At 56.1% G+C, this 10964-nt stretch carries 7 protein-coding genes and 2 tRNA genes; 2 read left to right on the top strand and 7 right to left on the bottom strand.

Going from position 1 to position 10964, the window contains the following annotated elements:
* Positions 1-25 precede the first annotated feature (25 nt).
* From lipB to AC5LBQ_RS03075, 5 genes are all read right to left on the bottom strand, one after another.
* Complete coding sequence (gene lipB / locus AC5LBQ_RS03055; protein ID WP_493264592.1) at positions 26-712, bottom strand: lipoyl(octanoyl) transferase LipB; 687 nt, start codon at positions 710-712, stop codon at positions 26-28.
* Between the two features lie 125 nt (positions 713-837).
* The gene (locus tag AC5LBQ_RS03060; RefSeq protein WP_493264593.1) at positions 838-2202 is read right to left on the bottom strand and encodes a hypothetical protein; all 1365 of its coding nucleotides are present in this window, start codon (positions 2200-2202) and stop codon (positions 838-840) included.
* 381 nt (positions 2203-2583) lie between these two features.
* Positions 2584-2660, bottom strand: a tRNA-Val gene (locus AC5LBQ_RS03065).
* Between the two features lie 80 nt (positions 2661-2740).
* Positions 2741-3967 (bottom strand): hypothetical protein, encoded by a 1227-nt coding sequence (locus AC5LBQ_RS03070; protein WP_493264594.1) that lies wholly within the window; start codon positions 3965-3967, stop codon positions 2741-2743.
* 105 nt (positions 3968-4072) lie between these two features.
* On the bottom strand, positions 4073-4696 hold the full coding sequence (locus AC5LBQ_RS03075; protein WP_491681112.1) for a hypothetical protein: 624 nt from the start codon (positions 4694-4696) through the stop codon (positions 4073-4075).
* Between the two features lie 144 nt (positions 4697-4840).
* On the opposite strand from AC5LBQ_RS03075, the gene AC5LBQ_RS03080 reads away from it, so the two are divergent.
* The gene (locus tag AC5LBQ_RS03080) at positions 4841-5959 is read left to right on the top strand and encodes an exo-alpha-sialidase (RefSeq protein ID WP_491681113.1); all 1119 of its coding nucleotides are present in this window, start codon (positions 4841-4843) and stop codon (positions 5957-5959) included.
* Positions 5960-6076: 117 nt separating this feature from the next.
* Positions 6077-7324, top strand: coding sequence for a YibE/F family protein (locus AC5LBQ_RS03085; protein ID WP_491681114.1), 1248 nt, complete (start codon positions 6077-6079; stop codon positions 7322-7324).
* Between the two features lie 175 nt (positions 7325-7499).
* Here the strand turns inward: AC5LBQ_RS03085 and AC5LBQ_RS03090 are convergent.
* Together AC5LBQ_RS03090 and AC5LBQ_RS03095 are read right to left on the bottom strand one after the other, a co-directional pair.
* Positions 7500-7573 (bottom strand) — tRNA-Met (locus tag AC5LBQ_RS03090).
* Positions 7574-7741: 168 nt separating this feature from the next.
* The coding region (locus tag AC5LBQ_RS03095; RefSeq protein WP_493264595.1) for a UPF0182 family membrane protein at positions 7742-10964 on the bottom strand (3223 nt) is incomplete at its 5' end.

Consider the following 10964-nt stretch of genomic DNA (forward strand, 5'->3'; position numbering starts at 1 on the left):
CGGCTCGCGTCAGGGTCTTCGGTCCCTAAATTTCTGAAAACGGAGCCAGCAGGGGGGCGAGTTTCGCGGTGAGCTGGCCCACCAGGACTTTTGCGGCGGTGTCGAAGTCGGTTTCGATCCCCTCCTCGAACAGGGAGGTGACCCCGGCATCGTTGAGCCCGCAGGGAATAATGCCCGTGAAAGCGCGGTTGAAATCCGGGTGAATGTTGAGCGCCAGCCCGTGCAGGGTTGCGTTTTGTACGACTTTCAAGCCGATGGCGCACAGTTTACGGTCGCGTCCCGTCCCTCGCTCGGCGGCGGTGCGCCCCGCGGCGTCACGGTAGCGCAGCCACACTCCCGCCCGGCCCTTCACAATCTCAACGTCCAAGCCCCAAGTGTCGCGAACCGCGTCGATGACCGCGCCTTCCACCGCGCGAATGTAGGCAATCAAGTCCACCGGCTCGCGCAGCCTCACCACCGGATAGACCACCAGCTGACCCGGCCCGTGCCAGGTGAGCGACCCGGCCCGGTCTGTGCGAATGACCGGCAAGTCTTTGTTGATGAGGTCGCAGTCGTGGGTGTTGCGCCCGGCGGTATAAGTCGGTTCAAACTGTCCCAAGATGAGGGTGTGGTCAAGTTCCCCGTCCCGCACCTGCGCCCAAGTGTCGCGCTGAATCCGGTCCGCTTCCTGGTAAGACACCAGCCCTCTGGGCAGCAAATTTTCCACTCGCACGGGGTTTACTCTATCGCGAGGCTAAGCACAACGCGCAAGCGCGGCAATGTGACTGGGTGGATAGAACCAAGGAGGGCTGGTTGTAACTAGTGAGAGGATGCGCCGCGATGAGGGGAACACCCACGCTACTTTTGTTTAGCAGAAGGGCTGGTTGTTGAGTCGGGTTCTTCCAGTATGGTGGTAATTATTTCGGATTCATCATAAATATATATATTATTAATTGAATATATGATTTTGTCTTTGCCAACATTAGGGAGTTTGAAAGTCCACAGAATTTTCCCTTTATCATTATAGGCTCTGACGCTACCGGAACCAATAGTCAGATACCCGTCCTGGCCTGCCTCTATTTCATCTGACGCAAGGGTTTTAACTGATTTCCCAGAGTATAGGTCGAACTGTTGATAACTCCACGCATTTTTATCTTTTTGATAAATAGCCGCATAAATGAACTTATCATTGAATGAGAACAGGTAAGCGTGCTTCGACCATACAATCTTACCCGTGTCATCGAGTAATTCTATGATGTCTTCGCTGTCATTTTCACCCCAGACCTGTCGCAGGAATAACCCGTCTTTTACAGTTATAAACCTAAGATCCTTATCTTGCGGATTACTCTTGGTCAGTTTTGTCAGTTCCCGTCCGGATTCCCTATCAAAGATCCTACCATCGCCTGCAACATATTTTTCATTTGCCCAAATTGTCGGCGCTTTGCCTTCTTCGACTTTACTTACAGACTTTTCCCAGTTCTTTTTATCAAAGGAATACGTTCCACTGAATGCCATTAATGAATGACTGCTCGACGCATAGAGACGACCCTGTTCATCTGCATACACAAATACTTGTGATGAAAACTCTTTTCGAGCTAACAGGCTACCGTCGAAAGCGTCATAAACCTTGATAAAATCATCCAATACATTTTTGTTTTCTTCATCCCAGTAGAAGTCATGCATATAAAATGCCTCATTATTGAGTCGAAATATTTTACAGTCGGACCTGGTACAGGGAATCCTCTTGCTCCACACTGTTTCATTCGTTTGAGGGTCTACAGCCGTGACGACAAAGTCCTCATCCCAATAAATGACAATGTCCTTTTTACCGGAGAACACCAGAGAGCCGACTGCACCTTCGTGCTTTATCGTTTTCGCTACTGGTTGACTCTGCGGAATCTTGACTGTCCAATCGGTGAGCAACGTGTTCTCCTTCTGGTGGAGGTAGAACCACGCTCCGGCTGCGACACCGCCAGCAACCAGTAGCAAAACCAGCAGTACAATCATGAAGTTCCGTAATTTATGCGACTTTTTCTTCGGTGCAGTTTTCGTTTCTGCCGTCACCGATGCATCCTCCGGGCTCTTACCGGTCTGTGCTTCTTCCGTTGTCTTGGCCGCATCCTGACCAGCATCAGAGATCTCGCCAGGGGACTGGGCAGTGTCTATCGCTTTAGTATCTGGGGTAATCTGACCAGATTGTTCGGATTGACCAGTTGTTTCCATGGAATTTCTTTCATCAGTGCCGAAGTGAGACAGACCCGTAAGGGCAGCAACATTTAATTTAGCTTAAAAGCAGGTTTTGCAAGGCAAATCAGCACCCCGGACTTTCAGCGCCCCAATCGCGGGTTTTCTGATTAGTGACTTTACCCAATCCCCGCCATCAATAATCCTCTGAACTGCGATTTCGGTTGTCTTGGGGACCCCAGAGAGACTCAGTGCTTTTGCTAAGCAAAATCACCACCCGCTCGAAATCTTCGATTTCTCACGCCAGCGCCTGAAAACGCTGTCGCGTTTTCGGGCGGCGCTGCCCCTCACGGGTTCGACTCCCTCTGACCCGTAAATTGTTTTGTGAGGATGGGGATAAACCCCATCCTCACAAAAACCTGGTGGACCCAGAGGGACTCGAACCCCCGACATCCACGGTGTAAACGTGGCGCTCTAGCCAACTGAGCTATAGGTCCTAAAGGTTTGCGTGAAACGCAAACACGAGACTATTGAGAATAACATTTGCCACGGCAAGTTGCGAACCGACCGCCCTGAATCACTCCGCAAAAATGATCTCTCCACCACCTCTGGGCTCCCCCACCGGTAGGCTTGTATCCGAAGGCCACCCCACGTCTTCTGCAGTTCCCGCAACAACGACTCTTTTACCGTTGTAAGGAACCCACTCGGGGGTGGTGTCAACGCTATCTACGCCCGCATAATATGCACCCACACAGAGCAGCTTCGCCGAACCAGTTTGCATGCCGCTTCCATCCCCGCTCATGCCTGTCACTGTTTGTGTCCCATCAAAGACCAGAATCGCGTATTTTTCATACTTAAATGTCCCGCTATAGTCGGGATTTGGATCTGAGACGCCTTGAAAACCGACTAGCTCTGCGTGATTCATAATCCGGATGGTACCTTCAAACACCTGCTTGCCTTGGGCTTTGGCCGCTGCAATAGCCTTGGCTTTCTGATCCGCAGACTTACCCCTTGCGGGTTGCTTAGCCCCCGCAGCACCGGTCGGCCCCGCCAGTTTCTGCAAGGCCGAACGATCCGAAACATCCAACCACTGCAGTTCGGTTCCATCTGTGTCCAAAACTGGGGAGGACTCACCAAACGTGGAGTCACAATTTTCGCTCTCTACCAGTTCGGAGCCTTGCAACACCATACGATTGCAGTACCACTGGGGATTCGAGGCGCTGCCTAGGGCTTGAATAATCCCATTCCCAGCTTTACTCCCCAAAATGAAGGCCCGCGTGCCTCCACCTGCGGCAACCCCATCCAGGAGGACATTCGACGGTGCTTTAAACGGATTTTCCGACCCGTCTGCGGAGAAAACTTGCACGTTGAGCAGGCCATTGCCATCATCAGCACCGAATAACAGTTCAGGGATACCGTCCCCATTCATCTCAGTCAGGGCGTATTTATACACTCCACTTGAATTGTACAAATCTAACGCAGTCAGATACTTGGTGGGGGCATCCAGTATTTCGGTGTACTGCGCAAAGGCCATTTGCAGTTTCTGAGCCTGTGAACCCTTCTGGACTGTCGCGGTCTTTCCTGCAGCCGAGGACGTCCCGGCAGCCCCTTCACCGCCGACGGAACCCTTCCCGAGCAACGCCACCAACAAAATAATCCCAGCAACCACTAACAGCGCCAACGCAACTATGATGCCAATCAACGGTACATTACGGCTCTTTGCGACCGCATTCGCTTCCGGACGTGGGGGCGGCGTGGGGTTGGATTCAAACGGAATCGGTGCAGGCGGCATCGGGTCAGACATAACTTCCTACTTTCTGCATGACGGCATGTTTAGATTAGCATCACCAAAACGCCCTCCGTTACAGTAGGGAAGGCGATTATCCGCAGCTTTAGAATCTGGCCCACGCTAGGCCACGGTTTTCACCAGGACCGAGCCTTCATCCGTGAATCCCAACCGTTTGAAGTAGCCCACATCACTGGTGGTATCGGGGGTGATTTCAACTTCGGTGGCTGCAATTTCCGCGAACAATTCCCGGTCGGAATACACATGCTTGCCGGGGGTCAGGTCACGGAACCGTTCAGTCACAAAATCCAAGACAATACGGCAGCGGCCCTCCGCGGCGGCTTGCAGTGCTAAAACACCCACGATTTCCTCCTGATAGAGCACCAGGAAAACACTGGCGCCACCCAAGGACTCCGCTGAAAACTGCGGATAGGCTTGGAGGATGTCTTGGTGGTTACGCTCCACGAAACGCTGCACCACCGGGGCTTCACCCGAGGTACCCACAACTTCATAGACCCGCTCGCCCTCGCTATCGCGACGGTACAAGCGCCACAGCCAGTACACGTTGATCAGCACGATGGCACCGTTCATCACCATATAAGGCCAGATACCGAAATACGCGTTATAGACCGTGGCAATCAGCGAGCCCGTCAGGTTCAAAATCCGAAACTTGCGCACACTGGGAATCATTAAAGACACCACTACCAAGATGGATCCGACCCACCCGATTATTTCCCATACCGGCATATATGCATTCTCCTGATTAGTACACGAAATGAAGCATTCCATCGTACTCGGCTTTGTCCGGCATCGTGGAGGTTTTCGCGTGACAAAAAATCTCTGGGACGCAAAACCGGTTTCCCGCTGAAACTTCGCAGTATCCTAACCGTGATGGTCAAAGTATCCGCCCGCAGGCAATTTCCCCAGTACGGCGAAGCATTCTTCCGTATTCCTGCCCTCGCGCTCACCTCCGCGGATTCGGTGCACCCACATCGCTTGCTGGCATTCTTTGATGCCCGGCCCGACTTCCATGACCTTCCCGGCCCCATCTCCGTACTGACCTGCTCTAGTGATGACTTGGGGATTTCCTGGACACCATATGTTCCGTTGATTTCAGCCCGTGACGGATGGGGTTTTGGCGATGCTTGCCCGGTGGCCCTGCATGATGGAGGGGTACTTTGCGGTTACGTGGCAAGTCAGGGAATGAGTTTTTGGGATGATGCCGCTGCCGGAAGCAATTGGAAACTTTATGTCTGTTTAAGCGAGGACACAGAAACCTGGGTACATCGAGACATCACCGCGCAGCTGTGGACTGAGGAGACTGGGAACCTCTTCTTTGCATCCGGAAATGGCATTCAGCTCACAACTGGTTCGCACCGGGGACGGATTCTTCTGCCGATGGTGGAACGTCGGGTTAACTCCCCAGAAATCAAAGCCCTCATCGTGTTTTCTGATGACGGCGGAGCCACCTGGCAACGTGGCGGGACCTTGCTTGGCGGGGACGAAAGCAAGCTGTTGGAACTTCCCCACGGAGATATTTTGATGAGCTCCCGCGCTTATCCGCAACGCCTGTGGGCGCTCTCAACCGATGGAGGGCAAACTTTGACGATGCGGACCTTGCAGGTAAAGGACCCCGGTTGCAATGCGGGATTAGCCATGTATCACGGAACACTGGTCCTCACCAGCCTAGACCCGCCCGAGGAGTCTCCGGAGGTACCTCCCGACCAGGATTTGGACCCATCTCGCGGAAAGAGCCACGACCAATTACAAGACTGGTTTTCTCGCAGGAACTTGGTTGTCCGACTGGGAACCCTCCCGGAGCCACCCACGAGCCCTCTCGACCCCGCTGAGATTAGCTGGGGTGAGCCCCACGTCATTGACGCGGGTCCCGCCGCCTACTCCGTGTGCGCCACGCTAGGCGACCGGATTGCCGTGATGTGGGAGACCGGTCAGCAGAGCGGGGGTTCGCGCTCCCCCTACGGGTCTATTGCCTTCACCACTCTCGAATAGGCTCAATCACCGGGAAACCGCAACCGCGCCTCGGTGCGGCGCACGCCTCGTATGATCGTAAAAGACAGGTCATTTCACCCAGCGTGGCTTCGACTGGCACGGATATACTTGCTGTTTGTGTCTCATTCTCACTCGATTTCTCGGATTTCTCGGACTCAAGAGGCCTCGACGACTTCGCCCGCCTCGCGCCTGGCAATGGTGGTTGCCCTGGGCTTAATTACGGTCTTGACCTTGGCAGGAGTGGTTTGGCTCTGGCCCGATTGGCATCATCTGCAGGAAGTCCGCCAGATGAACTTCAGTTTCGCGACCGCTCCGGGAGTTTCCTACGAACGCGCTAACATCGTGAAACTGGAGCCGAAGTGTCGAGACACCGACATCGCCCCTTCTGACGTACAAAGCCACCTGGACGACTGCGTTCGCCTGACGGTACGCCTAACCAGCGGACCGGATTCCAACCAGGTTGCCACCCTGGAAGCGGTCGGACCCGGCGCGCATTCGAACCTAGCTCCCGGCGACACCATCCAAGTTATGCGCTCACCAGGAGAAAAACCCGGCACTGCCACATACACCTTCACCGGCGTCCCCCACGACCTGCCGATTATCCTCTTTGCCGTCCTGTTCGCCGTGGTAGTTCTGGCTGTCGCCCGCGTCAAAGGAGCGCTCTCACTGGTGGGACTGGCTTTCGCGACCGTGGTGATTGTGTACTTCATGCTGCCTTCCCTAGCCAGCGGACGGCCCGGCATCTGGGTCGGAGTGGTCGGATCGTGTGCCATCATGCTCATCGTCATTCACGTCGCCCACGGCATATCTATGCGGACCGCATCCGCCCTGCTGGGCACCGTGTGCGGTTTGGGGCTTTCGGCCTTGCTGGGCGCCATCGCGGTGAAAAGCGCGCACATTTCGGGTTACATCGATGAAACCTCCTTTGACTTGTCCGCTGCCATTCCGCACCTCAACATGAGCCAGCTGTTCGTTGCTGCCACTATCCTGGCGGGGCTGGGGGTGCTGAATGACGTGACCATCACCCAAGCCTCGGCGGTGTGGGAACTGAGATTGGCCGCCCCGACTTATACCCGCCGCGAAATCTATCAAAGCGCTATGCGTATCGGCCGGGACCACATCGCTTCGACGATTTACACCATTGTTTTTGCCTACACCGGCGCGGCGCTCTCTACGGTGATGCTGATAGTTTTGTTCTTTGAACGCTCGCTCAGCGACCTCTTCACGACGGAGGCTCTCGCTGCCCAAGCCTTGCAAATATTGGCTTCCGGCTCCGCCCTCATCGCCAGCGTCCCCATCACCACCGCTATCGCCACCCTGGCGGTACGCAAACCCACCGGGCCCGTGAATGAAATTCGCGATTAAATCGGGGTTGCTGGTCTATAGAACCACCTACCCCGATTTAATCCCCGATTTCTCACGCCCCCGCCCGGTAACGCCCGACACGCCCGGCAGCGGGCACACGAAAAGCCCTCGTGTTTTCAGCAAAAAGAAACCCCCTGAACCGAGCAAAGAGGCAGTTCAGGGGGTATTTATTTAGTAGCGGGGGCCGGATTTGAACCGACGACCTCCGGGTTATGAGCCCGGCGAGCTACCGAGCTGCTCCACCCCGCGTCAAGCGACCCGTACACTTTACCAGTTCTGAGGTTTTACCTCAACTTGGAGGGCGCCACGGGTCGAGGTCACAAGCACGTTGCGGCACTTTCCGGGTCCGCTGAAGGTTTCCCCTGCCCGGCACTTTCCACCTCAGCTGGCGGTTTTCCGCGGCCGGCACTTTCCGTGTCAGCTAGCGGATTTGCGGGGTTGGGGACGGGCGCTGGCTGCCGCGGTGGATTTCGCCTTGGGACTAGCCGCCGGGGTCGCCGCGCCGCTGGGCTCGGTAGTCGGCTGGACGTTGGGCGTGTCGCCGGGATTCGCCGGCTGGGTCGCGTCGGGAGCCTCCGGCAGTCCGCCGCCGAAGGTCAAAGCCTGCTGCAGCTGTTGCTTCAGCTCGGTTTGCGCCTTGCCGTAGGCTTCCCAATCGCCCGCTTTCATGGCCGCATCCGCATCATCCATCGCCTTGCGTGCGCCCTGCAGAGCCGCCTGGAGCTGCTGCTGCGGCGTCAAACTCGGTTCGGCAGGGTTCTCGCCATTGCCCTCAGCGCCGGCTCCCGGCACCTCATTTTCGGAAGTCTGCACCCCGGCGTCTCCGCCGAAGAGCTGATCGAGGGAAGCCTGCAGAGTCGGGGCGAATCCAATCTTGTCACCGAACGACGTCAACACGAAGCGCAGCAACGGATAGGTGGTACCGGATTGGGCCTGGACATAGACCGGCTGGACATACAGCAGCCCCCCGCCGACCGGCAAAGTCAGCAAGTTGCCGCGAACGACCTCGGTAGACTGCTGGGACAGCAGGTTCAAGGTTTGCGAAACCGTATCGGTGGTCTTGAACTTGTTGGATACTTGGCCCGGACCGGGAACTGCCAGGTCCGAAGGTAGGGACAGCAGCCGTAGCTTGCCGTAACCGTCACGTACCTTGCCGGGCTCTGACCCCGTTTCCGAGTCCACCGTCAAATACCCGGTCAACACGTTTCGGTCTGACTGACCGTAGGGAATGTAGGTCGAATACAGCGAGAACTCGGTCGATTCCTGGCCGGGAGCTTTCATGGTCAGGTAGTAGGGAGGCTGCAGCGCCGACAGGACGGTTTGCGAACCTTCGTGAGTCGGGTCGTCAGGCAGTTTCCAGAAGTCAGAACCGGAATAGAACGAACGCGGATCGGTCGTGTGGTAGCGCGCGATGAGGTTTCGCTGCACCTTGAACAGGTCCTCAGGATACTTAAAGTGCGCCATCAAATCGCCAGAAACCGAACTCAGCGGCTCAATCTGGCCGGGGAACACTTTGCCCCAAGCGTTGACGATGGGGTCTTTCGCGTCCCACTGGTACAGGTGAACCGAACCGTCATAGGCATCAACCACGGCTTTCACGGAGTTGCGCATGTAGTTCACGCTGTTCATGACTTGGTAGCCGGAGCCGATGTTGCGCGAATCGGAAATGGAGGCGTTCAAATCCATGTGGTTTGAATACGGGTAAGAGTTCGAGGTCGTGTAGCCGTCAACAATCCACACCACCCGTTTCGGCGTTTTCGGGTCGCCGTCCATGTCCACGACCGCGGGATACGCCCGCGAATCCAAGGTCAGGTAAGGGGCGACTTTCGCCACGCGTTGTTCGGGGGAACGGTAGAACAGGATTTGCGAGGAGTTATTGACCTGTTGAGAAAAGAAAATCTCAGAGGAGCGGAACTTGAGGGCATACATGAGCCTCTCCCACAAGTTACCCACGCTCGGCCCGCCTTGACCCGTGAAAGTGTTGTTAACGCCCTTGTCCTGAGTGACGTCGGAGGGGTAATCAAACTCCCGTTTCGGCGCGCCCTTTGGCGCCCCCACGATGGAATAGTCCGGTGAGAACTGGCCGAAGTAAATCCGCGGCTCATATTCACCCAGCTCACCTTGGGAGGGGATACCTTTTTCCCAGAAGGCCGGGGAGCCGTCCCCTTCGACTTTGGAACCGTAAGCGGTTACGACCCCGAAGCCGTGGGTGAACACCGTGTGCTGGTTGACCCAGGACTTTTGGGAATCACCCAACTGGTTCGTATCGAGCTCGCGCACCGCGATCACGGTGTCTTGCGGCTTGCCGTCAATGGTGTAGCGATCCACGGCCAGGTTGGAGGCGAATCGGTAGTACTGCCGGTTTTGTTCCATCTGGCCAAAAGTGCGGGACACGACCGAGGGGTCCAGCAGACGAATCGAGGCGGTAGACTCGCTATCCGACCGGAGCTGGCCGGCAGTAGCCTCCGTGGTCGCCTTATAGGTTTCTTCCTTTACGTCAGCGATTCCGAACGCGTCACGAGTCGCTTTGATGTTGTGAGCGATGTAGGGCGCTTCAAGTTCCTGCGCGGACGGATCGACTTGGAACCGCTGCACCAGCCACGGGTAAAGGCCACCCACCAGCAGCGAGGACAGCACCATGACGCCGACCCCGGTGGCGGGAATGACCCAAGACTTCCGAAAAGCCCCGATGATGAACAACACGGCAATGACCAGGGAAATCCCCACCAAAATGTTCTTGGCCGGCAGCACGGCATGAATATCGGTGTAGGACGCCCCTGAAAACTTATCGTGCACCCCCAGAAGCAGCACGAAGCGATCCAGGTAGTAGCGCAGGCCGATAATAGCAGCCAAGATTGCCAGCAAAACCGAGATGTGAATCCGGGTGCGGTCGGGAATCTCAGCAATTTTGGTGGACAGGTTGCCCTGCAGGTAGTAGCGAGCCAACGTAAACAGCCCAGCGGTCACCACCACATAGAACAGCAGGGTGGTCAGCTCGGAAAACACCGGCAGAGAGAACACAAAGAATGACGAATCCCGGGCGAAAATGGGATCCTTGACCCCAAAGTCATTCCGGTGGAACCACGCGGCGAACAACTCCCACTGCGAAATCAACGGGGTGGCCACCATCAGGCCCACCACCAGCGGTAATACCACAATCAGGAACTTGCGCCACGGTTGCAAAGTATCGTGCAGGGCTGCCACCGCGGGACGCTCGGAGCGGCGAGTGGCACGCCGGAATTCTTCTTCCAAATCCGCCGTATCAAAGACCGTGTCGAACTCGGCGTCCAGATCAATAATCTTTTCCGAATCGGAGGGCTTGTCGGCGCCTTTACTGCCTGCCGACTTTTCCCCAGGATAGAGCGTTTCGTCACTTTGCTGGCCCGGTTTTTCCTGTTTAGCGGAATCCGGGGTCGTTTTGTTGCTCTCACGCTGAATCTTGCGTTTCGCCGCGTCCATCTTACGTTCCGCGCCGCGGCGTTTCTTAGCTTTACTGCGCTGCGAAGCATCAGGGCTCGCCTTCGCTGCAATCATCAAGTTCACCCAGGTCACGGCGGCCGCCAGCAGCATCGCCACAACCACCAAGCCAATGCGCCAACCCCAGGCCGTCAACACCACGGAAATCCGACCGAGCTGCTGA

The organism is Mobiluncus sp. (genome assembly GCF_985070215.1).

Bases quoted from the DNA above. Each gene is read 5' to 3' on its own strand.
- AC5LBQ_RS03060 (WP_493264593.1), bottom strand. From the start codon at position 2,202: ATGGAAACAACTGGTCAATCCGAACAATCTGGTCAGATTACCCCAGAT.
- AC5LBQ_RS03070 (WP_493264594.1), bottom strand. From the start codon at position 3,967: ATGTCTGACCCGATGCCGCCTGCACCGATTCCGTTTGAATCCAACCCC.
- AC5LBQ_RS03080 (WP_491681113.1), top strand. From the start codon at position 4,841: ATGGTCAAAGTATCCGCCCGCAGGCAATTTCCCCAGTACGGCGAAGCA.
- AC5LBQ_RS03075 (WP_491681112.1), bottom strand. From the start codon at position 4,696: ATGCCGGTATGGGAAATAATCGGGTGGGTCGGATCCATCTTGGTAGTG.